Genomic DNA, 26,332 nt, shown 5'->3' with positions numbered 1-26,332 from the left:
TGCTCGCGAATGCGGCGTGTCAGGCAACAACTTTGGCACTGATAAACCGCTTTCGCGGGCAAGCCCGCTCCCACCTTTGATCAGCGTCGTTTTGGAGATTGGGGAAGGGTCACCGATGGCGGTCCGCTCCTGGCGGGCTACTGCGTAGTCACTGGTTAACACGATCCAAACTGTGGGAGCTGGCTTGCTCGCGAATGCGGCGTGTCAGGCAACAACTTTGGCACTGATCAACCGCTTTCGCGGGCAAGCCTGCTCCCACCTTTGATCAGCGTCGTTTTGGAGATTGGGGAAGGGTCACCGATGGCGGTCCGCTCCTGGCGGGCTACTGCGTAGTCACTGGTTAACACGATCCAAACTGTGGGAGCTGGCTTGCCTGCGAAGGCGGCGTGTCAGGCAACAACTTTGGCACTGATAGACCGCTTTCGCGGGCAAGCCCGCTCCCACATTGGAGTGGTGTCGTTATGGAAATTGGGAAGGGTCACTGATGGCGATCCGATTGGGTCGATCCGCTCCCGGCGGGCTACTGCGTAATCGCCGGGTTAATGCAACTCAACCTGTGGGAGCGGGCTTGCCCGCGAAGGCGGCGTGTCAGGCAACAACTTTGGCACTGATAAACCGCTTTCGCGGGCAAGCCCGCTCCCACCTTTGATCAGCGTCGTTTTGGAGATTGGGGAAAGTCACCGATGGCGGTCCGCTCCTGGCAGGCTACTGCGTAGTCACTGGTTAACACGATCCAAACTGTGGGAGCTGGCTTGCCTGCGAAGGCGGCGTGTCAGGCAACAACTTTGGCACTGATAGACCGCTTTCGCGAGCAAGCCCGCTCCCACATTGGAGTGGTGTCGTTTTGGAAATTGGGAAGGAGCGATGAAATGGAGTCGATCCGCTCCTGGCGGGCTACTGCGTAGTCACCCGGTTAATACAACTCAAACTGTGGGAGCGGGCTTGCCCGCGAAGGCGGCGTGTCCGGCAACCACGCTGGCACTGAACCACCGCTTTCGCGGGCAAACCCGCTCCCACATTTGCTGTGTGGTGTTTGTGAGACTGAGTAGAGGTCAATGATGGGTGTGTTGCAATCACGTCGCCTGCGCTACGGCATGGGCGCGATCGGGTTGGTATTTGCGTTGCTGGCGGCTCTGCGGCTGGTGTTTTTGATCAGCTTTTCCGGTCTGGATTTAAACACTCCGGCGCTGGCGGAGACCCTGGGCATCGGCCTGCGTTTCGACCTGCGCCTGGCCGTGTTGATCATGTTGCCACTGGCCGTGCTGGCCTGGCTTCCCCGCTGGAACCTCACCACCCTGCCCGCCCTGCGCTGGCTGGCGCGCGGCTATCTGGTCGTAGCCCTGGCCGTGGTCGGCCTGGTGTACATCATCGACTTCGGCCACTACGCCTACCTCGGCGTGCGCATCAACGCGACCGTGTTGCGCTATCTGCAAGACGCACAGATTTCGCAACAGATGGTGTGGGAAACCTACCCGGTGCTGTGGATAACCGCCTGCTGGCTGGCCGCCGTGGCGCTGTGGGTATGGGCGTTGGTGTGTCTGGAGCGATTGACCCTGGATCGCGAACCCACAGTCATCAGCAAATGGGCCGTGGCTTGTGTGGCCGTCGTCGGCGTTGTCGCCGTGCTGCTGGCGCTGCTTGGCCGCGTGGCCAACCTCAACCTGGAAAACCCGGTGCCGCTGCGCTGGAGCGATGCGTTTTTTTCCGGCAACAGCCAGGTTGCCGCCGTGGGCCTGAACCCGGTGCTGTTTTTGTACGACACGCTCAAGGTCGGCCAGGCGCAATTCGATGAAGCCACAGTGCGCGAACATTATTCGCAGGTTGCCAAGTATCTGGGCGTTGACCAGCCCGATCCCCAACAACTGAATTTCACCCGCGAACAAGGCGTGCAACCCTACCGTCTGCAAGGCGAGCGCCCGCCCAATGTGATTTTCGTGATGCTCGAATCCCTCGGCACCAGCGCCGTCGGTGCCTACGGCAACCCGCTGAACCCCACACCGAACTTGGACACGTTGGCAACGCAAAGCTGGTTCTTCAAACACTTCTATGTGCCCGTCACCGGCACCGCCAAAACCGTGTGGGCGAGCATCACCGGCGTGCCCGATGTGACCCGCCAGGAGACCGCCACGCGTAACCCGCTGATCACGCGGCAGCACACGTTGATCAACGCGTTCGAGGGCTACCAGAAGTTCTACATGATCAACGGCAACGCTGGCTGGGCGAATATCAATGCGCTGATCCGCCAGAGCATCGATGGCGTGCAGCTGTTTGACGAAAGCTACTGGCGCTCACCGCGGGTGGACGTATGGGGCATCTCTGACCTGGACCTGTTCAAGGAGGGCGACCAACTGCTGCGCGCCGTGCCCAAGGACAGGCCGTTCTTCGCTTACGTGCAAACCTCCGGCAACCATCGCCCGTTCACCATTCCCAAGCAGAACGACGGCTTCCAGGTCAGAGACGTGACCCTGGAACAGGCCCAGGCCGCTGGCTCGCGCAGCGTCGAGCAGTACAACGCAGTGCGTTTGCTGGACTTCAACATCGGCCGCCTGATGGACATCGCCAAGGCCGGCGGCTGGTACGACAACAGCATTTTTGTGTTCTTCGGCGACCACAACACCCGCATCAGCCAGATCCCGCACATGGCCCCGGCCTTCGAGCAACTGGGTCTTGAAAGCAACAACGTACCGTTGCTGATCCACGCGCCGGGCCTGCAACCACGGGTGATTGAAGAGGCGGTGGGCCTTGCGGATTTGTTGCCGACAGTCGCCGGCATGGCAGGCATCCCCTTTCGCACTGGCGCGATGGGCCGCGACATCCAGCAGCCGGCCCCGGAAGGCGAACGTGTGGTGCCACTGGTGTTGCACGAGGGCACGGTCCCGATTATCGGCGGCGTGACCCAGGACTTCCTGTTGCAGATGCAACACGATGGCAGTTCACCAACCCTGCATGACCTGGCGTCGCAAACACCTCGCGAAGACGTGGCCAAGCAGCACCCTGAAGAGTTTCAACGCCTGCAGGGCCTGACGCGCGGGCTGCATGAAAGTGCGCGGTTGATGCTGTTCAGGAACGTGCGCGAGTGATCATTTGGGCTGGAAGGTTTCGAGGTAGGCCAGGATGTCTTCGATCTTTTGCGGGTCGCTGATGCCCCAGAAGATCATGCGCGTGCCGCTGACGACTTTTTTTGGCGCCTCGATATAGGCGGCGAGTTTGTCGCGGGTCCAGACCACGCCCGAGTTTTTCATCGCGTCGGAGTACTGGTAGTCCGTGGTGGTGCCGGCAGGGCGGCCGATGATGCCGTTAAGCTGCGGACCGAAGCCGCCGCGCGCGCCTTCGCCGATGCTGTGGCAACCGCCGCAGGTCTTGCTGAAAAGCTTACCGCCCGCCTCCGCATCGCCTGCCGCTAAAGCCGGGCCAGTGGTGAGAATCAGGGCGAGGGTCAATAAGGCGTGCTTCATGAAGGCTCCACATCAGGCAACGGTGGGGCGATTATGCCTGCAAGCGACGTATGCCGCTGCGGGCAACGCCTTCCTGACCGCTCTAAAACGACCATCCATCGCCCGGAATATATCCAATCGAACCTATTCACGCCCGCCCCACTCCACCTTACTGAACCCTGATGGTGGAGTAAGGATCATGGCTCAGCCATCGATTTTAGTGCTGGAAGACGACGAGATCATTCGCTCGTTAATGGTGGATGTACTGGAGGATTTCGGGGCGCACGTCACGTCATTTCCTTCGGCGGATGAAGGGATGATTTACCTGGAGCGCGGCGACGACCCCGTGGATTTGATTGTCAGTGATATCCAGATGCCCGGTTTGCTCAATGGTTATGACTTGAGCAAGGTGGTGGCGCATCGCTGGCCGTCTGTGCCCGTGGTGCTGACCTCCGGCAATATCAAGCTGGCGGCGCAGTTGGGCGGCTCCGTGCGTTTTTTACCCAAGCCGTGGAGCGCCGAACACCTGGTTGAGTGCGTACAAACGGCGCTGAACCAACAGGGTATGTCCCTGCACTGATATCGCCGCGATATCACCGAAAGCGAACTTGAGGTGCTTTTCCGTGGTCATTAATCACGCAAGGAGTGACTTTTCTGATCCGCCGGTCAGCCTTTTCGCCTAGTGCGCACAGGTGATGGCAATGAGTTGTGTAGAATCGTCGCCCATTTACAGCGTCATTCATGGCCGAAAGGCCCACAGTTCGAGCTCATTGAATGCATTCACAGGCCCCTGACGTCAGTGCGCCCTCATTGCTGGAAGCGTTACGTTCAGGCACTGGCTTGCTGCATGTGGCGCTGGAAAAACGCCTGCCGTTTTTTTCCAAGCGTCTGGATGCCGACTGGTACCGACGATTGCTTCAGGCGTACTACGGTTTTTATGAGCCGATGGAAGCCGCGCTGTATCACAGTGGCTTGATCCCCGATGGATTCGATACGTCATTGCGTGTGAAAACGCCCACACTCCTGCACGATCTTTACGCCCTTGGGTTGACTGACGACGCCATCACCGCCCTGCCCCGTTGTTCCAGCCTCCCCCTGTTCGAGACCCCTGCTGCCTGCCTCGGTGCCCTCTATGTACTGGAAGGCGCAACCCTGGGTGGCCAAGTGCTGCGCCGGGAAATGGCCCAGCGCCTGGGCATCGACGCCGAACGCGGCGGCGCGTTTCTCAATGTATACGGCGCCGAGACCGGTCGACGCTGGAAAGACTTTCTCGATTACCTGAGCCGCCAACCCCTGGATGCGCACGCCAAACAGCGCGCAGTGCAGGCAGCTTGTTCGACATTCAGCGGCTTCGAGCATTGGCTCGTCAGCCAGGAGGTACTGCTATGAAACCCGAAGATTTTGAAGAACTGCTTGCCAACTGTGCCGACGAACCCATCCGCACCCCCGGCGCGATACAGCCCCATGGCGTGCTGTTGACGTTGTCGGAGCCGGGCCTGCGCATCATTCAGGTCAGCGCCAACGTTGGCAGCCTGTTCGGTCACACGCCCGAGTCGCTGCTGGGTCAGCCGCTGCACACGCTGATGGGCGCAGAACATGCTCAAGCCGTGCAGACCATGGCTGAACACAACACGTTTTCCGACGGCCCAGCGCTGCATGTCACCTTCAACGGCGCGCAATTCGAAGGCCTGCTGCACCGCCATCAAGAGGTGCTGGTGCTCGAATTCGAACCGCGCCTGGAAGATTTCAAACCGCGAGCCCTGAAGGGTCGCACCAGCGATCTGGGCAAGATGCTGCAACGTCTGCAGTCAGCGAAAACCCTGCAAGCGCTGTACGAAATCAGCGTGCATGAAATCCAGGCCATCACCGGCTATGACCGGGTGCTGATCTACCGCTTCGAAGAGGAAGGCCATGGCCAGGTGATCGCCGAAGCCTCGGCGCCGTCCATGGAGCTGTTCAACGGGCTGTTCTTTCCGGCGTCCGACATCCCCGAGCAGGCCCGCGAGCTGTACCGCACCAACTGGCTGCGCATCATCCCGAATGCCGCCTATGAGCCCGTGCCGTTGCTGCCCAAGCTGCGCCCGGACACCGGCCAACCGCTGGACCTGAGCTTTGCGACCCTGCGCAGCGTGTCGCCGATTCACTGCCAATACATGCAGAACATGGGCGTGCTGTCGTCCATGAGCATCTCCTTGATGGCAGGCGACAAGCTCTGGGGCCTGATCAGTTGCGGTAATCGCGAGCCACTGCTGGTGCCCAATGACCTGCGCCTGGCCTGCCAAACCATCGGCCAGGTGCTGTCGTTGCAGATCAGCGCCATGGAAGCCCTGGACCTGAGCCGCCAACGCGACGAAAAAGTCGAGGCCCTGGCCCTGCTTGATCGCGCGATGAAAGCATCCGAACAAAACGTGTTCGACGGCCTGGCCCAGCAGCCGCAAGTCCTGATGGACCTGACCCTGTCGGGCGGCGTGGCAATCATCGAGGACAAACAGTTGCACCGTTACGGCAACTGCCCGCAGCCCGAGCAGATTCGCGCGCTGCACGCATGGCTGCAAGCCAGCGGCGAACCGGTGTTTTCCACCCACAACCTGACTTCGGTGTACCCGCCGGCCGCCGAGTTCCAGCACGTGGCCAGTGGCGTATTGGCCATGAGCCTGCCAAAGCCTGTGGATAACGGCGTGCTGTGGTTTCGCCCGGAAGTCAAAGAGAACATCAACTGGAGCGGCAACCCGGACAAGCCGTTGAATCTGGAAGAGTCAGACGCTGGCTTGCGCCTTCGCCCACGGACCTCGTTTGAAATCTGGAAAGTGGAAATGGCCGGCATCTCCACCAAATGGAGCCATGGTGACCGGTTTGCTGCCAACGACCTGCGCCGTTCAGCCCTGGAAAATGATCTCGCCCGCCAAGTGTTACGCGAACAACAAGCCGTACGCGCGCGCGATGACCTGGTGGCCGTGGTGTCCCACGATCTGCGTAACCCGATGACCGTTATCTCGATGCTCTGCGGCATGATGCAAAAGGCGTTCAGCTCCGAAGGCCCGCACACTTCGCGACGTATTTCTTCGGCGATCGACACCATGCAACAGGCCGCAGGGCGCATGAACGTGCTGCTGGAAGACTTGCTCGACACCTCGAAGATCGAGGCGGGCCGTTATGTGGTCAAGCCGGTGGTGCTGGACGTCAGCCAGATGTTTGAAGAAGCCTATGCCCTGCTCGCGCCGCTGGCGATGGAGAAAGGCATCGAGCTGTCGTTCAACGCGGAACCGGGGTTGCAGATCAACGGGGACCCTGAGCGCCTGTTCCAGGTGTTGTCGAACCTGATCGGCAACGCCATCAAGTTCACCCCGCGCCAGGGAAACATCGGCGTGAGCGCCATGAGCAATGACGAAGAGATCGTGTTTTCGGTGCGCGATTCCGGCGAAGGCATTGCGCCTGAACAGTTACCGCATGTGTTTGATCGCTACTGGACCCAGACCGAAAACAACCCGACCGGCAGTGGTTTGGGGCTGTACATCACTCAGGGCATCGTCCAGGCCCATGGCGGCCAAATCGACGCGCACAGTGAGGTCGGCCGGGGCAGCGAGTTTCGCTTTACGGTGCCCAGGGGAACTGAGGGGGCACACCCCTGACAGCGGCAAGTGCACTTGATGTGGCGAGCGGGCTTGCTCTCCACATCAGGCCGGCTGGCGATACCGGCAACACACCACCCCGGCGCTGGGCGTCTCGCCCGCCACGGATTGGTGGCCGGTAGCCTTGTCACGTTTTGACCCAACGCGTGTATAGCCGCGCCAGCCAAGGCTTTGTAAGTTCTGTGCGCGTTCGCAACGTAACAACACTTTCCTGGCCTTACCGAGCACACCCCAATGGATTTTTTTCTCAGCGCTAATCTGAACTACATCAACACTATCCAGCTGACCAACGCCACGCCGCCCCCACAACCGCCGAAGCCAAGCTCCGATCAGGCGGCAGCCACAGGCCTGAGCGGCGCAAATGCCCCAGACAAGGACAACCGCTCAGGCAACCTGGAAAGCCTGGGCAAGGGCAATCTGCTCTAGCCTATGCAAGGCGGGGCAAGCCATCCCGCCCCCGCCATCCCTTAACAAAACACTGACATGCGCTGGGTTAACCTGCCGGCCTTTCCTGCACAGAGTTCTCACCCCTATGCTTGAAGCAGGCACACTGCCCGCCGTTCTTTCCGGGCCGCTGTTACGGCGGCTGGAGCCTCGCCGCCTGGTGTTGTGGTTAGTGGCAAGCCGTGAGCTGTCGCCGACCTTGAGGCTGCACGTTGCCGAACACAGCCGCGATATCCGCCTGGATCAAGGCCAATGCCAAGTCGTGCCGGTGGGGCGCCACGCTTTCATTCACCTGCTCGACGTGGCGCTGGACGACGCCCTGCCGTTGGACGTGGTCATCGGCTATGACCTGCTGATCGACAACCTGGGCATCGCCGAGTGGGCGCCGCACCTGCTGTATGCCGACGCCCGGCAGCCGAACTTCGTGCTGCACAGCCGTATCCACCAGTTGGTACACGGTTCCTGCCGCAAACCGCACCACCGAGCCGACGACGGCCTGCTGTGCGTCGACCGCCTGCTGGCCGACGCACACACGCCGGCCGAACGCCCGGCCTTGCTGATGATGAGCGGTGACCAGATCTACGCCGACGATGTCGCCGGCCCGATGCTACGCGCGATTCATGCGCTGATCGCGCGACTGGGCCTGTTTGACGAATACCTGGAGGGTGCGGTGGTGACTGACAGCGCCAGCCTCTACGGGCACCGCGCCAGCTATTACCATCGCGCCGACCTGCTCCCGGCGCTGGACAGCAACGAGACCCTGCGCGAGCGGTTTTTTGGTGGCGTCAAGAAGCCGATTTTCACCAGCAGCACGGCCGACAATCACCTGGTGAGCTTTGCCGAGGTGATTGCAATGTACTTGCTGGCCTGGTCGCCCACGCCCTGGCAATTGATCACGCCACAACCACCGCAACTGAGCGCCGAGGAGCAGCAGCGTTATGCCCGCGAACAGGTGCCCATTGATCAATTCCGACACGGGTTGCCGGGCGCCGCACGGGTCTTGGCTCACTTGTCGACGCTGATGATCTTCGACGATCACGACATCACCGACGACTGGAACCTCAGTGCCCAATGGGAGGAAACCGCCTACGGCCACCCGTTTTCCAGGCGCATTATCGGCAATGCCCTGCTCGCCTACGTGTTGTGCCAGGGTTGGGGCAACCAGCCGGATGTATTTGCTGAGCTGCTGAGCCAAACCCAGGCACTGGCCAACCAGGTTAAAGGCAACCATCTGGACGCCGCCCTGCAAGATGGCCTGCTGGCAGCGCTGCTGAAATTCCAGCACTGGCATTACGTGCTGCCCACCACACCGGCCCTGGTGGTGCTCGACACCCGTACCCGCCGCTGGCGCAGCGAGTTCACGCTCAAGCAGCCCTCCGGCCTGCTGGACTGGGAAGCTTTGAGCGAGCTGCAACAGGAACTGCTGGACCACCCCTGCGCCATCATCGTCTCGCCCGCGCCGATCTTTGGCGTCAAGCTGATCGAAACCGTGCAGAAGGTGTTCAGTTGGTGCGGCTACCCGCTGCTGGTAGACGCCGAAAACTGGATGGCCCATCGCGGTGCCGCCCAGGTAATCCTCAACATCTTCCGCCACTCGCGCACGCCGGGTAACTACGTGATCCTCTCGGGCGACGTGCATTACTCGTTCGTCTACGAAGTGCTCATCCGCCACCGCAACGGCGGGCCGAGAATCTGGCAGATCACCAGCAGCGGCATCAAGAACGAGTTCCCCCCATGCCTGCTGGAATGGTTCGACCGCCTGAACCGCTGGCTCTACTCACCACGCTCACCGCTCAACTGGTTCACACGCCGCCGTACCATGCAGGTGGTGCCCCATATTCCGGAACATGCCGAAGCGGGCGAACGGCTGTGGAACTCGGCGGGCATCGGTCAGGTGTTTTTCAACGACCACGGCCAACCGGAGGCGATTTACCAGCACAACGCCGATGGAAAGCCTCGGACGAGGATGCTGGCGCCGAATTAATGGCTCATAGCCATACATCTAAAGCAGCACAGCCGCCCTATTCAAACCGCGCAAGTCCCGATGTACAGTAGCGCCAGCCACGGAGTATCGGCGTCAACGAAGACTGGCCTTATAAACCAGCACACGCAGGGAAGCGCAAAGATGGACGATACCTCCGGCAATAACCCGCTGCGCAATGACTTTTCCGAACTCAACGCCGACATGTTGCATGCCGTCATGGAACTGGTCAGCGATGGCATCTGGGACTGGAACGCCAATACCGGCTTCGTCTACCGCAACCCCGGTTGGTACGAAATGCTGGGTTACCCCCGCCACTCCCTGGAAAACACTGTGTTCACCTGGGAGAGTGTGATCCACGCCGAGGATTACCCCCGCGTGATGGCCGTGTTTGATGACTACATCAATCAGCGCGCCCCCCATTACCAGGCCGAGTACCGCTGCCGAAAAGAAGACGGCAGCTACCTGTGGATCGAAGACCGGGGCTACGTCATTGCACGTAACCCTGACGGCTCGGTAGCCCGCATGGTCGGCGCCCACCGCGATATTCACACCCGCAAGAACTCCATCGAACAGTTGCAAAAGCGTAATCAATCGCTGGAGGCTCTGGTGGCCGAACGCACCCGTGAATTGTCTCGGGTCAATCAGCAACTGCAATTGCAGCTGGATGAGAACCGCTCCCTGGCCGAACAGGACGCCCTGACGCGTATCGCCAACCGGTATCGCCTGGAAAAAGTGCTGCTGGAGGAATGTGAGCGCGCCGAGCGCTTCCGCGTGCCATTGGCATTGGTGGCCATGGATATCGATGACTTCAAGCCGATCAATGACCAACACGGCCATGGCGTCGGCGACAGGACCTTGATTCGGGTAGTGGAGAACCTGGAAGCCTGTGTGCGGCCCGGTGATTTGCTGGCGCGCTGGGGCGGTGACGAGTTTATGGTGGTGCTGCCCAAAAGCACCCTCGATTCGGCCAAGCAACTGGCCGAAAGCGTGCGGCAGAAAATCACCGAAATACCTGCCGTGGGCGATTTCAAAGTGACCCTGAGCCTGGGTGTGGTCGAGCGTCGTATGGGTGAGGCCCCTGCCGCCTTGATGGCACGCGCCGATCAAGCGCTGTATCGATCCAAGGCGGCGGGAAAGGACGTGGTGTCGGAGTAAATACAGCGGCCACACCGGCTTGGCGTGATCAGCGCACCGGCGGCGCGTACTGGATGCCGCCGTTGCTCCACAAGGCATTGAGCCCACGCTTGATCTTCAACACGCTGCCCTGGCCGATATTGCGCTCGAACACTTCGTCATAGTTCCCCACTTGCTTGACGATCTGCACCACCCAGTCCTTGCGCAGTTTCAAGTCTTTGCCGTAATCGCCGTCGGCACCCAGCAGCCGCGCAACGTCGGGGTTCTTGCTGGATTTGGCCTGCGCTTCGACGTTCTGCGAGGTGATGCCCATTTCCTCGGCATTGAGCATGGCGAACAGCGTCCATTTGACGATGCTGAACCACTCGTCATCGCCCTTGCGCACCAGCGGCCCCAGTGGCTCCTTGGAGATCACTTCCGGCAACACCACGAACTCATCCGGGTGAGCCATCTTGATGCGCTGCGCGTAAAGGCCCGACTGGTCGGTGGTCAACACATCGCAGCGCCCGGCTTCGAGACCCTTGGCGCTTTCGTCGGCGGTGTCGAAGGTGATTGGCGTGTACTTCATGCCGTTGGTGCGAAAGTAATCCGAGACATTGAGCTCGGTGGTGGTACCGGCCTGGATGCAGATAGTCGCGCCGTCGAGTTGCTTGGCGCCGGTCACCCCCAGCTTGTTGTTAACCAGAAAACCGATGCCGTCGTAATAGGTGACGCCGGTGAACACCAGGCCCATGCCCGAGTCACGGGAACTGGTCCAGGTGGTGTTGCGTGAGATCAAGTCGATTTCGCCTGACTGCAGCGCGGTAAAGCGCTCTTTGGCCGTCAACTGGCTGAACTTCACTTTTGAGGCGTCGCCGAACACCGCCGCGGCGACGGCGTGACACACGTCTACATCGATGCCGGTCATTTTGCCGGTGGCGTCCGGCACGCCGAAGCCCGGCAAACCGTCACTGACGCCGCACTGGATAAAGCCTTTTTTCTGGATTGCGTCGAGGGTCACGCCGGCGTGGGCACTGCCCGCCAGGCCTACGACCGCGGCAGCGGTGAGTGCGGCCAAGGTGGTCTTGAGGTTGTTCATGCGAGGCACTCCCTGTCGATCTTTATTATTCGGCGCCGCACAGCCCGCGCCGGTTTATAGTGTGGCCGCGCAGTATCGACGGCTTTACGCCCCTGTCACAAACGACCTTTAGGCAAAGGCTCCTTCCGATTTGGAATGAACTGCATGATCTCTAAACGCTTGACCCCTTCGATGACCGCCCTGCAGTGCTTCGAAGCCGCCGCCCGCCATCTGAGTTTCACCCGCGCCGCCCAAGAGCTGCACCTGACCCAAAGTGCCGTGAGCAAGCAGGTCGCGCAGCTCGAAGAGATGCTCTGCCACAACCTGTTCGAGCGCGTGCGCCAGCGTCTGTACCTGTCGCCAGCGGGCTCGTTGTACCTCGCCGAGGTCCACAAGATTTTGACTCAGGTGGACATTTCCAGCCGCTACATCCTCACCTACGGCGGCGAGACCGAAGTGCTGCGCATCGCCACCCAGCCGACCTTCGGCGACCGCTGGCTGGTGCCCAAGCTCAAGGATTTTGCGGCCAGATATCCGAACATCCACCTGGATGTGCGCAACGAGCTGGAGCCCTTCGACGTGTTGCAGGCCAAGGCCGATATTGCGTTTTTCTTCGGCCAGGGCTCTTGGCCGGGGGCGACGTGCATCGAGCTGTTTCGCGAGGCCGTGGTGCCGGTCTGCGCACCGGGGTTTGTCGCCGAAGGCAGCGATGCCTCCTCGCGCCACACCTTGCTGCAATGCACGTCACGCCCACAAGCCTGGCATGAGTGGTTTTTGGAGCAGGGCCTGCATTCGCAGAACAGCTATCACGGGCCGCGTTTCGACACGTTCTACATGTGCATTCGCGCAGCGCAGTCGGGCTACGGCGTGGCGTTGGTGCCGCAGTACCTGGTGGCCGAAGAGTTGGCCAGTGGCAGCCTGATGACACCCTGGGATTACACAATGCCCAGCGCCGGCGCGCACTTTATCGCGCATGCCGAACACGCCGGCGAGGTCCCTAAGGTAAAAGCATTCTTGAACTGGATGGTGGACTACTTAAAAGCACATCCCGACTTTTAATAATGACACGGCGACTTTATTTCGTTTGCGGCAAGGCCGGGCGCGCGGCTTAGATAAAAAGACGCCCGCCATTGCCGAGTCCGAGATTCATGAGCCACGAAACCATCAGCCAGTCGATTTCCACCGTCCACCCCATCATTCTCAGCCACGGCAAGAACGCCGAGGTCTGGGACACCGCGGGCAAACGCTACATCGATTTTGTCGGCGGCATCGGCGTGCTCAACCTCGGGCATTGCCACCCAGGCGTGGTCGAGGCGATTCGGCAGCAGGCAACCAAACTGACCCACTACGCGTTCAACGCCGCACCTCACGCGCCCTACATCGAATTGATGGACCGTCTTACCGCGTTTATCCCGGTGGATTACCCGGTAAGCGGCATGCTCACCAACAGCGGTGCGGAAGCAGCGGAAAACGCGTTGAAGATTGTGCGCGGCGCCACTGGCCGCACGGCGGTGATCGCGTTTGACGGTGCCTTTCACGGCCGCACCCTGGCCACACTCAACCTCAATGGCAAGGTAGCGCCCTACAAGCAAAAGGTCGGTGTATTGCCTGGGCCGGTGTACCACCTGCCCTACCCCAGCGTTGATAACGGCGTGAGTTGTGCCGAAGCACTCAAGGCCATGGACCGCCTGTTCAGCGTGGAAATCGACGTTGAGGACGTGGCCTGTTTCATCATCGAGCCGGTACAGGGCGAAGGCGGTTTCCTGGCCCTGGACGTCGAATTCGCCCAGGCCTTGCGACGTTTCTGTGATGAGAAAAACATCCTGCTGATCGCCGACGAAATCCAGTCCGGCTTCGGCCGCACCGGCCAGCGCTTCGCCTTCTCGCGCCTTGGAATTGAACCGGACTTGATCCTGCTCGGCAAAAGCATCGCCGGCGGCGTGCCATTGGGCGCGGTGGTCGGGCGCAAAGCCTTGCTCGACACCTTGCCCAAAGGCGGCCTGGGCGGCACCTACTCCGGCAACCCGATTGCGTGCGCGGCCGCATTGGCCACGCTGGACGCGATGACGGATGAACACCTGAAAACCTGGGGTTCACACCAGGCCGAAGCCATCGTCAGCCGTTATGAACAATGGCGTGCGCAAGGTGTGCCCTATCTGGGCCGCCTGACCGGCGTCGGTGCCATGCGCGGCATCGAGCTGGCCAATGCCGACGGCTCGCCCGCGTCCAGGCAACTGAGCCAACTGCTGGGCCTGGCGCGGGATGCCGGTTTGCTGCTAATGCCCAGCGGCAAGTCGCGACACATCATCCGTCTGCTGGCACCGCTGACCACCGAGCCTGCGGTGCTGGAGGAAGGCCTGGATATCCTTGAGGCCTGTCTCAAGCAGCTGACTCAGTAGCGCGCATCGGCGGGCTTGCCGCCGTTGGGCCAGTCTTTGACCTTGTCCGGAAAATCCGGGCGCGGTTGGCCGGAGAAATACGCCGCGACGTCCACGGCTTCCTGGTCCGACAAACCACCCTGCCCCAACGGGAATTTCTCGTGGAACCCAATCGGCATGTTGCGTTTGACGAACGCCGCCGCCGTGTACGGCCGCGCCATGCCGGCGCCGATGTTGAACGACTGCTCGCCCCACAACGGCGGGTACACTTGCTCGCCGTCGGCACGCGCCAGGCCTTGGCCGTTGTCGCCGTGGCACACCGCGCATTGCTTGGCGTACACCTGCTGGCCGTTTTCCGGGTCTGGCTTGATTGAAGGGTCGATCTTGCCCACACCGCGCCCGGCGACTTTGTCTTCGGGGCGGGTGTTGTTTTTCATCCAGTCGAAGTACGCGACCATCGCCTGCATATCCGCCGATTGTGGCGGCAGCAGTTTGCCATTCATCGAGCGACGAAAGCAACCGTTGATGCGCTCCTCCAGGGTCACCACCTTGCCGGCACGCGGCGCATAGCTGGGGAAGAACGCCGACACGCCCACAAACGGCGAGCCGTCCGCCACGGTGCCAGCGTTGAGATGGCAACTGGTGCAGTTGAGCGCATTGCCGACGTTCTCCGGCAGCAGCGCCTGGGTCTGCAGGTGCAGGCGCATGCCGCGAACCACTTGGTCAGCATTCGGTGCGGCGAGCAAGTCGGCCAGACGCGGGGTTTCGAAGGCCGATGAATCGCTGGTGGCGGGGTTGAGTTGGTCACGCAGCGTTTTCACTTGGGCGGCGCTGATCGGCGTGCCCTCGTTGCCCCAGCGGGTGCGCACGAAGCTCAGGATCTCGGCGATTTCCGAGTCCGCCAGCCGGCTGAAACCGGGCATGGTGTAGACCCGTGGGTGGGTGGCGGTTTGTGCGGTCTTCCAGCCGGTCAGGGTGATGTGCAGCAGCGAGGTCGGGTCGTTGGCAGCGATGCTCGGGTTACCGGCCAATGGTGGAAACAGGCCTTTCACGCCGCCGCCGTCGCTGCGGTGGCAGTCGCTGCAAAACTGCAGGTAACCCAAGCCGCCACGGCTGGTAAACAAGTCGGCCGGCGGCGCGGCGGGTGCACGGGCCACCGACGGCATTGGCAGATCGTCTTCGCCTGGCGGCAGGGATTTGAGGTAGCTGGCGATGGCCGTGAGGTCGTAGTCACTGAAGTGCTGAGTACTGTGGTGAATCACATCGGCCATGTTGCCGGCCACGGTGGCGAAGCGGTTCTGCCCGGTCTTGAGCAGTTGCACGGTGTCTTCCACGGTCCACAGGTTGCGCAGGCTCAGGGCCCGCCAGTGCTCGACGGTTTCGCCAGCCAGGTAATGCCGGCCACTGCGGCCCTCATCGCTCATGGCTTTTTCCTGGAAGGCGATGCCGCGCGGGGTATGGCAGGAGCCGCAATGGCCCAGGCCCTGGACCAGATAGGCGCCACGGTTGAGCACCTCGTTGCGGCTCGGGTCCGGCTGGAACGGCTGCGTGTCGAGAAAGGCAACGTTCCACAGTGCCAGGCCCCAGCGCTGATTGAACGGGAAGCCCATGTCCGCCTCAAGGTTGGCCTGTTGCACCGGCTCAACGCCCTGCATCAGGTAAGCGTACAAGGCGCGCATGTCCTCTTCGCTCATTTTGGCGTAGGACGGATAGGGCATTGCCGGGTAAAGATTCACGCCTGCAGGCGTCACGCCTTCGCGCATCACCTTGTCGAACTGTTCGAAGGTGTAGCTGCCGATGCCGGACTCACGGTCGGGTGTGATGTTGCTCGAATAGATCGTGCCCATCGGCGTGCTCAGGGCCAGCCCGCCGGCCATCACCTTGCCTTGCTTGGCCGTATGGCAGGCGATGCAGTCGCCCAGTTGCGCAACGTATTTGCCGTGTTCGATTTCGGTGGAGGCGGCGTGCAGGGGTAGCGCCAGACAGAGCGTCGCCCCCAGCAAGGCCAGGCGCGACAGGGAAAAGGCCATGGCATTAATCCTTTAATAACCTGGCCTGGAGCGGTCTCCTCGGCGCAGGTAGGTCATCGTTTTTATGGGTTCATCAGGCTTGTGTGTTGTAACGGCTTTTGTCGCGCACGGTGTTGATGTGGGTCAGGGCCAAATTGATGGACAACCCCCTGACGCCTCAACGACTATCCGCCACCTACCCACACCGCACGGAAGCGCCCCATGCTCGATATCCTTCAAGGCACGCCCCTTTGGGTGTACGCCGTTTACCTGTGGATTTGTTACTACGGCATCAAGGCCTGCCTGGGCGGGCGCGAGAATCGTCGCGCGCTGATAATCCTGCCGGTGGTGCTGGTGGTGTGGTCACTGACGTCGCTGACGCCGTCGATGCTGTCGAGCAGCGCCTGGGTCGGCGGCGCGTTGATGGGCAGCCTGCTGGGCATGTTGCTGTTCAACGCAGAAGGCGCAAGGCTCGACGCCGATGGCGACACCCTGGTGCTGCCAGGCACGTGGAAAACCTTGCTGATCTCGCAGTTGTTCTTTGCAGCGAAGTATTGCTTCGGCTACCAGCAGGCGGTGCATCCGCTGTTTTTGAGCACGCCAGCGATGCTGGTGGCGGTGGGCGGTGTCTCGGGGTTTACCGTTGGTCTGTTCTGTGGACGCGCCCTGCGGCTGCAGCGGGCGCTGACGGCGTTGCGCCGCGACAAGGGCATTGTGCTGCCTTGACCTGATCCCCCTCCCCGCTGAAAATGCGCGACGCTTTTTTGTCCCGTTTACTGAAGTAGTGAAATTTCAATGTCCGATTCTTACACCGAACACTCCACCGAAGAATCCGTAACAGCCCTGCAGTCCAAAGCTGAATACGAAAACGCCATCAATCTTTCACAGCATGTGCCTGCGGCCAAGATCATCAGTGAGATGGTGCTGGACGCATTCCACACTTCCAAGGAAAGCGACCAGATCCGCGAATTGCGCGTGGCCATCCGCCAGGCCCACGACGCCTTCGACGACGACAAGGCCTACGACCTGATGGGCCAGCTCAAGCAACTGAAAGACGCCGAGGCCGCCGACAACATCGCCCTGGAGGACCTCAGCAGCAAGTTCTCGATCAGCCGCATTCTGTCCAGCTTCAAGGACGACCCCGAGTTCCAGGAACTGGTCTATGGCCTGGCCCTGAAGGTGCTGAACCAGTCTCACCAGGCCATCAGCAACCCCAGCGCCGGCAAGAGCAAGGCAGCACGCGCGAAGAAGGAAGCCGAAGTGTTTGTGATCAGCAAGGATGGCATCAGTGTCACCCTGCCACTGCGTACACCTCGCTCCAAGCTGAACGTTGACCGTGAGGCGTTGGAATTCCTGGGCTTTACGTTCGTGGGTGAAGGCAACGAGGCGGAACTGGAAAGTGAAACCTTTGTGGACAACAGCGGCGTAGAACAGCCGGTCACGCGCAAAAGCATCGTGACCGCGCTGCAACAACAAAGCGCCTTTGACGGTTACGCCATCACTGCGCAATAAGTGCGCGCAAGGTCACCAGGGCCTGCTCAACCTGGGCCTGGGTGACATGCCGGCCCACCGAGGCGCGCACGAAATGCGTCGCGCCGAGGTCCTTCAACAGCAGCGGCGTATGGGCGGCAGTGCCCGCCCACAGGTTGAGCCCCAGCTCGCGGGCCTGGCCGACAAACGCCTTGGCCGACAGGTTGTGCGGCACGAACGAGACAATCCCGGTCTGCTGAAACTGATCACACAGCAGCGTCAACTGCGGCAGGCGCCGTAGCTCCTGTGCCAGCAGCGCGTAGGGCTCGGTGCTCACCTTTGCTGCCACCTGCGTGTATTCACTCAACGCGGTGTGCAACCCCACCAACGCTGAAAAGCTCTTTTCTGCAATCTCCAGCACCCGAGCCCCGGACACCTCGATCCGATTGACCTGGCCATCCGTGCTGGCCGCGTGCAAGTCAGCGAAATTCAACGTCAACTGGCTGAGCAGGCGTGGCGACACGTAGGCGATCCCACTGCCGCGTGGCCCACAGAGAAACTTGCGGCCCGCGCCGGTGAGCAAATCACAATGGATATCCCGCACGTCCAGCGGCAGTTGCCCCAGCGACTGGCACGCATCCACCACATACAGCGTGTTCGACTCTTTGAGCAGCGCGCCCAGGGCTTCCACCGGGTTGATCACGCCGCAGCACGACGGCAAGTGCGACACACTGACCAGGAACACATCGTCGTCCAGATGACGTCGCACCCATTCCAGGTCCAGCGGGCTGGTGGCGGTGGTCGGGATCACTTCAACGCGAATATCGCGCGACAGCTTGAGGTAGTTGAAGAAGATCAGGTTCGCGGCGTACTCCGAGGTCGACACCCACACGCGCTTACCACGGGGAAATTTCAGTTTGCCGAGGATGCTGGTCCAGGCTTCGGTGGCACTGCTGAAAAAACCGATGTCCGTGGGCTGTGCATTCAAGAGCCCGGCTGCCGCCCGATACAGGTCGACGTTGAGCAACTCGTCGTAGGCCAGCTCGGTCTCATAACTGCCCATCTGGGCCTCGATGGCCGTGAAGCGCTGGATCGCGTTCAGGGTGGCCGATGACATCAGGCCGGCACCGGCAGTGTTCAAATGCACGATATTCATTTCACGCTTCCTTGTTCCACAAAAGTGTCGAGCTTTTCATCACGCCCACCGCCACCGCGAACAGCAGCAATACGGTGCCGGCCAGCAGCCACGGCGAAGGCAAGGACGGCTGGGACACCAACATAAACGCCAGCGACGGGGTGATCATGACCCCGATGTTGACGCCCGCCGAGTAGTAACCGAGGTTGCGGTCCACGGTATGGCGACTGGAAATGCTGCTGACGTAGTGGGTGATGCCGGGAAACACGATCATTTCGCCCAGGCTCCAGAGCACAGTGGCCACCAGCAGCAACGCGCCGATGTGACTGAACCCCATCAAGAAAAACCCCACGCCGGCCACCAGGAAACCGGCCACCAACGAGCGGCTGCTCGACAGGTGCGACATACGTTGGTTGATCGGTACCTCGAACAGAATCACCAACAATGCATTGATAAAGAAAATGATGCCGACGTAGTAAGCCGGCAACTCGGTGTAATTGATGATGTAGGCCGACAGGAAAGTCGGCGGCAGCGCGTAGGCGATGTGCACCGGCAATGCCGCCAACAGGATCACCAGCAACCGCGACCGCTCATGCGGCGCGCTCTCCGGCAACCCATTGCCCTTGCCGGCGAGCGTGGTCACCGGTGCCACCGGAACCGCGCGTCCAAACCGCAGGCAGGCGACGAACGACACCAACGACAAGGCGGCATTGAGGTAGAACACTGCGTCGGCGTTGCTGAGGAAAATCAGACTGCCCAACAGTGGCCCGATGGCCATGCCGATGTTGATGGCCAGACGGTTGCAGGAGAACGCCACTTTGCGCGTCTCACTGCTGCTGTGGGTGACGGTTTCGGAGAACGTCGCCGGCGTGAACGCCTCGTAACAGGCGCCCCACAGAAACGACAACACAAACAGCGCGGCCGTGTTGTCCACTGAAGGAATGATCAGCAACAGCACGGCATTGAGCAGCAACGAACCGAGGATCACCCGGTTGGCGGAAAAGCGCTTGATCACCGCGCCGATGATCAAGTCCACAAACAGCGCACCCGCGCCGTACACCCCGACCAGCAAGCCAGCCGTGCCCGCCGACACGGCGTGCTGATGAATCAGGTACGCCGCATAGAAAGGGAACGCCATGGTGCCCATGCGGAACACCAGGGTAATCAGGAACAGCGACTGCAACCGACCGTTGAGCCCGCGTAACGCGCGATAGGTGCCCATCATCAGCGGATCACGTACACGTTGTCTTTGTACTGGCGGATCTGCTCGTAGTCCTTGTCGATATCGCGCTGGTTTTCCGATACCAGGAACACGCGCAGCGGGCTGCTGAGCAGGTCCACGGTCTTTTTCATCAACTTGCCAGCCTTGTATTTGACACTCAGTTTATGCACCGAGGGCAATGCCTCGATCAGGTGGATGGCGGCGTCGTTGAACCCGGTGACCTCACCTTGAAGCGTGGTATCGGTGTTGATCACACAGGCTTCCTTGAGCTTGTGGTAGCGCTTGCCGGCATAACCGGCTTTGAACGCCTCACCGTCGCAGTACGCCAGATAGGTGAGCTGCGCCTGGTTGCCGCCCAGGCTGATGTCATGGAACCTGGGTTCCATGTTGCCGTTCAAGCGTGCGCCGACTTCCACCAGCGCAGGGCCGGCCTCGGTGAGGATCACTTCCGAATGGGCCGGGCCGTTATTGATCCCCAGCGCCTTGAGCACTTGCACGATGTAGTCCACCAGCACGTTGGCCTCGGCGCTGTCCGGAGCAATCAGCACGTCGCGGTCGTAGATGTTCTTGCCACCGCTGATCTCGCGCTTCACGTAGCGCCAGATACCGCAGACATAGGTCTGCCCGTCACGGCTGACCGTATCGACGATGTACTCCGGGCCCTTGAGGTAGGACTGACAAAGAATTTCGGTATTGGCCAGGCCGAAGATATCCAGGTTGGACACCACTTCCTCGCAGGCGCGTTTCACGTCGTCGACGTTGTGGCAGATCGACACGCCGTCGGTTGAGGCCGAGCTCAGCGGCTTGATCACGCATGGGAACACTTGGCCGTCCTGCACCCAGGCCAGCAGCTCGGCCGGGTCGGCGGACTTGATCTGCCGCGCGGTCAGCAGGCCGGCGGCGGCCACTTTGCTGATCATCTCGAACTTGTCGCGACGTGCCCGGGAACCGGCACTGCCGTTGGAGGAAGGCAGTTGCAGCTGTTCGCTCAAGTAGTCCGCGAACGGCACGCCGGGTTCCTGGCCGGCGATCACCGCGATCACGTTGAACTCACGCAGGCGACGCACGACGTCTTCGGGGTTGCCGTTGAAAATCAGGTTGTGTTCGAACTCCGAAAGGTTCGGCCCCAGCATGCTCGGCATCAGTTCCGGCGTGCTCTGCACATGGATCAGGCCGATGCCCGCCTCATGGAAGAACTGCGGCAAAAAGTTACCGCTCGAATAGACATCTACCAACGCGACGTACTGCTTCATGAGAATGTCCTTTTCAGTAGTGATTGGCGGTTTCGGAAGGCCGTGGCGAGACCACGTCATCCAGCGCCAGAAAAATATTCTGTGGGAACTCGGCCACGCGGTGCAGCAGGTGCAGGTACCAGTTGGTGCCGTAGACCGCTGAAACACGCGTCTTGACCTGGTCTTGGTCCTTGACCGCCTTGATCAGCTCGGGGCGCACGCCGTGCAGCATCTCCAACTCGCCTCGGCTGGCAATTCCGCTGGCGAGAATCTCCTTCACCAGCAGCGGGTCCTGGGTGGCGAACGCGTAGTTCGAGCTGGCGCCGTTGATGCGGTCCAATAGCCCCAGGTAACGCTCGTTCAGTTGCGCACCGCGCGGCAAGGCAATCGCAGCAGGCTCAGCATAGACGCCCTTGACCAGGCGCACTTTGCAGCCCGTTGCGAGCACTTGCGCCAGGTCATCGGGCGTACGGTTCAACTGCGCCTGCAGGGTGATACCCAAGTTGGCAAAACGTGCACTCAGGTGCATGAAGATATCCAGGATCGAGTCGGTCCACTGGGACCGCTCCATGCTGAGGATCACACCGACCTCCTTGTCGGCTGCATGGGCAAGGATCTTCGAGCAGTTCTCGATCGCCAGTTCACGGGAAATGATCGTGCCGACGTTGGACAGGTCAAAACCCAGCTGTGGCGGCTCGGCCAGTGTGGGGTGCAGCGCCATCAGGTCGATCAGCTTCAGGTATTCGTCGGTGGCCGTGGTCACCTCGGCCAGGGTGGTGGCCTCTTCACCGACGTATTCGACGCCGGTGCGATAGCCTTTGCCTTGCAGGGCGGCCAGCTTGTCGAGCATCTCCAGGCGGTCTTCGGAAATGATGTAGCGCAGGGCGGCCGGGCGCAGGAAGTCGCGCAGCGTGTCACTGGCCAGGAACAGGTCGCGGTACGTCTTGTTCGCCGCCAGTTTCTTCAGCGCCAGGGTTGCCAGCAGGCTGTTGTCGATGTCATTCATGGCGTTAAACCCCGTAGGCCTGGTTCAGCATCCGACGTGCGAAGCTCGAATCATCGGTGTGGTTGGCAATCTTGTGCGCGCGAAACTTGGCCGCGTAACTGAGCATGGTTTCCTTGTGGCGGCCATGGCGGTCACGGGTAAAGATCCCCGCCCACAGGTTGTCCCAACGCGCGTACTCCGGGTGCGACATCAGCAGCTCATGAGCCTTGCGCATGTTCCAGTGAGGAATGGCCGGGTGCAGGTGGTGCACGAGGTGGTAGTTGTCGTCATGGCGGCCGAAGAAGAAGTTCTCCAGGGCGTTGCCCTTGCGATTGCGGGTGAGCAGCAGCTTCTCGGTCTCAGCAGCCGGCAATGGGTAATGCTCGGCCAACTCGATGATCCAGCCCACGGCCACGGCGGTGGTGAACAGCGGCACCAGCCAGAACAGCAACAGCTGCGCGACCACCCCGAACCCGGCGGCGACGGCGAAGATTACCGCCCAGTAAGCCCACAGCATGATGCGTTCGTTGCGGATGGTTTTATCCGCACCCTGGGCTTTGACGCGGTCTTTGATGATGTACCGGATGTACTGCACGGTCCGGTAGCCGGACAGCGCCAGCAAGACGTTCTTGAGGAAGAACTCACGTTCACTTTGCTGGACGTCGTACAGGCCGCACTGCAAGTGGAAGGCGTAGTCAGGGTCTTTTTCCGGATCGCCCAGGTGCACGTGGTGGTTCTTGATGTGCGACGTGCTGTAGGACTGATGCAGGTGGAAGATCAGGTAGCCTGAGAGAAACGTGCCGGAGACCCAATTGATAACGCGGTTCTTGGCCAGCATCTTGTGCGCTGACTCGTGCAGCACATTCGCCAGGGCGCGTTGCGTGGTGCCGATCAGAAACAGCGAAACCGGGTAGAACCAGTAGCTGATGCCCAAGGAGAGGTAGATGGCAAAGGCAATGATTGCGTAATCCTTACCCAACGCGATGGCCCAGTGATAGTTATCTTTTTTGCACAGGTGCTTGAGCATTCCAAAGGTTTCACGGGAAATGCCCGCGGCGTATTCGCCAGCAGGTTCTTTGTTTTTATCGACCAGCATAATCACTCCATAATTAAGCGGCACGCTGCAACACCCGTCTCATTGCTGGGCAAAGGAATTTTTTCAGGTGGTGCGGCTATTGTTTTTTTTGCCTGAGCTAGACTCATCGGCTGCAAAAAAAACTAAAGCACCGCTCGATGGCGAACAAGCTGCCCTTTTAGACAGGTAGGCTGCGACGAGACGCACGCGTAGACTCGCCGCTGAAAAATCACCGGCGAGCGTAGCGTTTATAAGGTGGGAAGCCTCTAGATCAGGCCTGTTCGCGGATGTACCCCAGGTTCAGGGCCTTGCGAATCGCCGATTTGCCGTTGGTGACGTCCAGCTTGCTGAAGATATTCTTCATATGAAACTTGACGGTACGCGGGCTCATTGAGGTCAGGAGGGCTATCTCGTTGTAGGTCTTGCCCAGGCTGGTCCAGGACAACACTTCGGTTTCTCGTGGGGTCAGTACCGTTTCCTGTATCGGCGCAGGCGTGACCGTGGCGCAGCTTTCGAGGGCCTCGTCGTAGACCGAGACCAGCAGCATCTGCAGTTCACTTTTGTTGGCTAACACCGTGTCGCGAAACTGCTGGTCTTCGCCGAAGCTGCACAGGTTGAGGATCGAGTAAAAACCGCGGTTGCCATGCACGATAAAGCTTGCGCCCTCGCCCACCGGTGCACAGGGCCCAGGCACCGGCACCGCTTCCGCGGCAGGCGCGAGGATGTTTTCATCGCTCCAGAAAAAAGGTTTGACCCGCTCCTTGGACAAGGACAGCAGTTGGCCACGCTGGTAAAAATCGTCCGCCGAGTCGGAGCGGTCCAGCGCGTCGGGGTAGTTGGTGATGATCTCTGCTTCATCCAGTGTCGGCCCACACTGATACACCTCGAAGTGCCCCAGGCCGCGCCGGGTCAGTTCGGCATCGAGCAATTGGCGCACATCGGCGGGCTGTATGGACATGGTGTTGCTGGATTGGCCATCGCTTCGCATGAATATCGTCCCTGATAAGTGACAACGTATGAGGCTAATGCTCTGACGGGAACGCTTCAATCCCGAAGCCTCTGGTCAGAGTCGACCCATACTGTAGGAAATATCTCTACACAAAGACAAGAATGAAACATGCCGTACAGGGCTTGTCCAGTGCTTCCTGGACCGAGCCGACCATCAGCACGCAATGGCCATTTGCGCTGCCGAGCGCCCTGGCTCAGGCCACCTGCGCCGCAAACACTTCGCGAAACCGCTGCATCTCGTGCTGATTGCCCACCGTCACCCGTACCCATTGCGGCCAGTCTTTCCAGACCCGCCCGATCAACACGTTGTGTGCTGCGAGCTTTTCGATGACCTGCTGGGCCGGTTGTTTCACGTCGATCATGAAGCAGTTGCTGTGCGACGCGGTGCAGGCAAACCCCCGCGCCTTCAGCCACGCCACGGTCTCATCCCGCAACCGAGCGTTGAGCGCCTTACGATGGGGCAGCAGCTTGACGTCTTCCAGGCTCGCCCGGGCGCCGAGCAAGGTGGAGGCTGCTGGCACGTTGTCGCCGCCGAACACCGCCAGCCGTTCCAGCAGCGCCGGGTGGCCAATCGCCAAGCCCAGGCGCGCGCCGGCCATGCCGTAGAGTTTCGAGAAGGTGCGCAGCACCAGCAAATCGTCATGGTCCTTGACCCAACTCACACAGCTTGGGGCATCAGAGAAGTCGATGTACGCCTCGTCCACCACCAGCACGCTGCCTTTGGGCTTGTTCGCCAACGCCTGGCGGATCGCCTCGGTTGGCGTCAGGGTGCCGGTAGGGTTGTTGGGGTTGCACAGGTAGAGCATGCCCGCCTGCGGATCGGCGGCAAGCATGGCGGGCACGTCGTGCGCATGCTCGGCATTGAGGCTCACTTCGCGCACCGGCGCTTTCCATGAGTCGGCGGCCTGGCGCGGTACTTCGTAGGACGGCGTGGCCATCACCAGCCCGCGTGTCTGGCTGGTAAACGCCAGCACGGCGTAGCGCAGCGCTGCCATGGAGCCGGCAAACACGGCGACCTGTTCTTCGGCGATGCCTTGCTGCTGGGCAAACAGCCCAGCCAAGGCGTACATGTGGCCATAGGGATACAGCCCGGAGATGGCCACCCCGCGCTGCATCGCCTCACGGGCAGCGGCTGAGGGGCCGTAGGGGCTTTCGTTGTAATTGAGCCGCACCTTGTCAGCGGGTGCCGGCGGCGGGCTGGCCACCGCCCAATCCAGGCGCCCCAGCACCGGCAAGGCCGCGCCAATGGCGAGAAGGGACCGACGACTTACGCTGACCATGGACTACTCCTTGTAGGCGGGTGTTGGATTCGCACAACACGTACAGAGGAGTATGACGAGGCGGGTGTGGGCTGATTTAGTTCAGCTGCAACTTCTGCTTGAGGCTGTGCATCACATCGGCCTTGTTCTGCAGGTAGTCATTCAGGCCGCGAGCCCGCAAGTTGCAGGCATCACAGTTACCGCAACCGCTGCCGAGGATGCCGTTGTAGCAGGTCAGGGTCTGGTGCTGAACCAGGTCCAACTGGTTATGGTAATCCGCCAGGGCCCAGGTTTCGGCCTTGTTCAGCCACATCAGCGGCGTGTCCAGGCGCAGCGTGTACTCCATGCCCAGTTCAAGCGCCTTGTTCAGCGCTTTGACGAACTCATCGCGGCAATCGGGATAGCCTGAGAAGTCGGTTTCGCACACCCCAGTAATGACGGTTTGCGCCTTTACCTGATAGGCGTAGATCGACGCCAGGGTCAGAAACAGAATATTGCGCCCCGGCACAAAGGTGCTGGGCAGGCTGTCGCCTGAACTGTTCACGGTCGGCACCGGGATGTTGTCCCGAGTCAGGCTGCTGATGGCCAACTCGTTGAGCAGGGACACGTCCATGACTTTGTGAACGGTAGCGCCCAACTGCTTGGCAAGCTTCTGGGCGACCTCGATTTCTGCCACATGGCGCTGGCCATAGTCGAAGGTAATGCAGTGCACTTCGTCATACAGCGGCAGTGCCTGGATCAGACAGGTCGTAGAGTCCTGCCCGCCACTGAATACGATAACGGCTTTTTTACTCATCGGTTTGCTTCCTGCATTCGTAGAATTCGGGAATAGTTTAAAGGCCACTCCATAAAAAACCCCGCGCTTCTTGCGAAGGCG

At 60.7% G+C, this 26,332-nt stretch carries 21 protein-coding genes and 1 pseudogene; 11 read left to right on the top strand and 11 right to left on the bottom strand.

The features are described 5' to 3' along the window. Positions 1–1,058: 1,058 nt before the first annotated feature. Complete coding sequence (locus AACU78_RS24470) at positions 1,059–3,080, top strand: LTA synthase family protein (protein ID WP_106578497.1); 2,022 nt, start codon at positions 1,059–1,061, stop codon at positions 3,078–3,080. On the opposite strand, the gene AACU78_RS24465 is transcribed toward AACU78_RS24470, so the two are convergent. Beyond that, positions 3,081–3,455, bottom strand: a complete 375-nt coding sequence (locus tag AACU78_RS24465; protein ID WP_106578254.1) for a c-type cytochrome — start codon at positions 3,453–3,455, stop codon at positions 3,081–3,083. 178 nt (positions 3,456–3,633) lie between these two features. Between AACU78_RS24465 and AACU78_RS24460 the strand changes: the two genes are divergently transcribed. The 6 genes from AACU78_RS24460 to AACU78_RS24435 all read left to right on the top strand — a co-directional run bounded on the left by AACU78_RS24460 (position 3,634) and on the right by AACU78_RS24435 (position 10,646). Next, positions 3,634–4,014, top strand: coding sequence for a response regulator (locus AACU78_RS24460; RefSeq protein WP_106578253.1), 381 nt, complete (start codon positions 3,634–3,636; stop codon positions 4,012–4,014). A 194-nt stretch (positions 4,015–4,208) separates the two neighbouring features. After that, entirely contained in the window at positions 4,209–4,823 is a 615-nt protein-coding gene (locus tag AACU78_RS24455) for a biliverdin-producing heme oxygenase (protein WP_106578252.1), read from the top strand. After that, positions 4,820–7,063 (top strand): ATP-binding protein, encoded by a 2,244-nt coding sequence (locus tag AACU78_RS24450; RefSeq protein ID WP_106578251.1) that lies wholly within the window; start codon positions 4,820–4,822, stop codon positions 7,061–7,063. The genes AACU78_RS24455 and AACU78_RS24450 overlap by 4 nt, the downstream gene beginning before the upstream one ends. A 234-nt stretch (positions 7,064–7,297) precedes the next feature. Further along, on the top strand, positions 7,298–7,489 hold the full coding sequence (locus AACU78_RS24445) for a hypothetical protein (RefSeq protein WP_106578250.1): 192 nt from the start codon (positions 7,298–7,300) through the stop codon (positions 7,487–7,489). 106 nt (positions 7,490–7,595) lie between these two features. Further along, positions 7,596–9,491, top strand: coding sequence for a hypothetical protein (locus AACU78_RS24440; RefSeq protein WP_106578249.1), 1,896 nt, complete (start codon positions 7,596–7,598; stop codon positions 9,489–9,491). A gap of 141 nt (positions 9,492–9,632) precedes the next feature. Further along, positions 9,633–10,646 (top strand): sensor domain-containing diguanylate cyclase, encoded by a 1,014-nt coding sequence (locus AACU78_RS24435; RefSeq protein ID WP_106578248.1) that lies wholly within the window; start codon positions 9,633–9,635, stop codon positions 10,644–10,646. A gap of 28 nt (positions 10,647–10,674) precedes the next feature. Here AACU78_RS24435 and AACU78_RS24430 read toward each other — a convergent pair whose 3' ends face one another. Continuing rightward, the gene (locus tag AACU78_RS24430) at positions 10,675–11,703 is read right to left on the bottom strand and encodes an amino acid ABC transporter substrate-binding protein (RefSeq protein ID WP_106578247.1); all 1,029 of its coding nucleotides are present in this window, start codon (positions 11,701–11,703) and stop codon (positions 10,675–10,677) included. Between the two features lie 144 nt (positions 11,704–11,847). Between AACU78_RS24430 and AACU78_RS24425 the strand changes: the two genes are divergently transcribed. Further along, positions 11,848–12,741, top strand: coding sequence for a LysR substrate-binding domain-containing protein (locus AACU78_RS24425; RefSeq protein ID WP_106578246.1), 894 nt, complete (start codon positions 11,848–11,850; stop codon positions 12,739–12,741). A gap of 89 nt (positions 12,742–12,830) precedes the next feature. After that, a complete protein-coding gene (locus tag AACU78_RS24420; RefSeq protein WP_106578245.1) occupies positions 12,831–14,081 on the top strand; it encodes a 2-aminoadipate transaminase in 1,251 nt (416 codons plus the stop codon). On the opposite strand, the gene AACU78_RS24415 is transcribed toward AACU78_RS24420, so the two are convergent. After that, positions 14,075–16,090 carry a c-type cytochrome gene (locus tag AACU78_RS24415; protein WP_106578244.1) on the bottom strand — a complete coding sequence of 672 codons (2,016 nt, stop codon included), beginning with the start codon at positions 16,088–16,090 and terminating at the stop codon, positions 14,075–14,077. The two genes, AACU78_RS24420 and AACU78_RS24415, sit on opposite strands and share 7 nt — an antisense overlap. A gap of 195 nt (positions 16,091–16,285) precedes the next feature. On the opposite strand from AACU78_RS24415, the pseudogene AACU78_RS24410 reads away from it, so the two are divergent. Both AACU78_RS24410 and AACU78_RS24405 read left to right on the top strand, forming a co-directional pair. Continuing rightward, positions 16,286–16,795 (top strand): annotated as a pseudogene (locus AACU78_RS24410) (DUF6622 family protein); the annotation flags it as partial. A 69-nt stretch (positions 16,796–16,864) separates the two neighbouring features. Further along, entirely contained in the window at positions 16,865–17,581 is a 717-nt protein-coding gene (locus AACU78_RS24405) for a hypothetical protein (RefSeq protein ID WP_106578242.1), read from the top strand. Here AACU78_RS24405 and AACU78_RS24400 read toward each other — a convergent pair. The 8 genes from AACU78_RS24400 to queC form a co-directional block, all read right to left on the bottom strand. Continuing rightward, on the bottom strand, positions 17,568–18,695 hold the full coding sequence (locus tag AACU78_RS24400) for an aminotransferase class V-fold PLP-dependent enzyme (protein ID WP_106578241.1): 1,128 nt from the start codon (positions 18,693–18,695) through the stop codon (positions 17,568–17,570). The two genes, AACU78_RS24405 and AACU78_RS24400, sit on opposite strands and share 14 nt — an antisense overlap. 1 nt (position 18,696) lies before the next feature. Beyond that, positions 18,697–19,899 carry an MFS transporter gene (locus AACU78_RS24395; protein ID WP_106578240.1) on the bottom strand — a complete coding sequence of 401 codons (1,203 nt, stop codon included), beginning with the start codon at positions 19,897–19,899 and terminating at the stop codon, positions 18,697–18,699. Next, on the bottom strand, positions 19,899–21,149 hold the full coding sequence (locus AACU78_RS24390; protein WP_106578239.1) for an ATP-grasp domain-containing protein: 1,251 nt from the start codon (positions 21,147–21,149) through the stop codon (positions 19,899–19,901). Before AACU78_RS24390 ends, AACU78_RS24395 begins: the two co-directional genes overlap by 1 nt. A gap of 13 nt (positions 21,150–21,162) precedes the next feature. Further along, a complete protein-coding gene (locus AACU78_RS24385) occupies positions 21,163–22,134 on the bottom strand; it encodes a proline dehydrogenase family protein (RefSeq protein WP_106578238.1) in 972 nt (323 codons plus the stop codon). A gap of 4 nt (positions 22,135–22,138) precedes the next feature. Beyond that, a complete protein-coding gene (locus AACU78_RS24380) occupies positions 22,139–23,209 on the bottom strand; it encodes a fatty acid desaturase family protein (protein WP_106578237.1) in 1,071 nt (356 codons plus the stop codon). 250 nt (positions 23,210–23,459) lie between these two features. Continuing rightward, on the bottom strand, positions 23,460–24,176 hold the full coding sequence (locus AACU78_RS24375) for a helix-turn-helix transcriptional regulator (RefSeq protein ID WP_106578236.1): 717 nt from the start codon (positions 24,174–24,176) through the stop codon (positions 23,460–23,462). 214 nt (positions 24,177–24,390) lie between these two features. Further along, complete coding sequence (ptaA, locus tag AACU78_RS24370; protein WP_106578235.1) at positions 24,391–25,476, bottom strand: pyoverdine biosynthesis transaminase PtaA; 1,086 nt, start codon at positions 25,474–25,476, stop codon at positions 24,391–24,393. 76 nt (positions 25,477–25,552) lie between these two features. Continuing rightward, on the bottom strand, positions 25,553–26,251 hold the full coding sequence (queC, locus tag AACU78_RS24365; protein WP_106578234.1) for a 7-cyano-7-deazaguanine synthase QueC: 699 nt from the start codon (positions 26,249–26,251) through the stop codon (positions 25,553–25,555). Between the last annotated feature and the right edge of the window lie 81 nt (positions 26,252–26,332).

The sequence above is a fragment of the Pseudomonas sp. R9.37 genome (genome assembly GCF_963878885.1).
In the GTDB taxonomy this organism is placed as follows: domain Bacteria; phylum Pseudomonadota; class Gammaproteobacteria; order Pseudomonadales; family Pseudomonadaceae; genus Aquipseudomonas.
The sequence above is the reverse complement of the archived record's forward strand: the minus strand, read 5'-3'. Positions and strand labels throughout refer to the sequence as shown.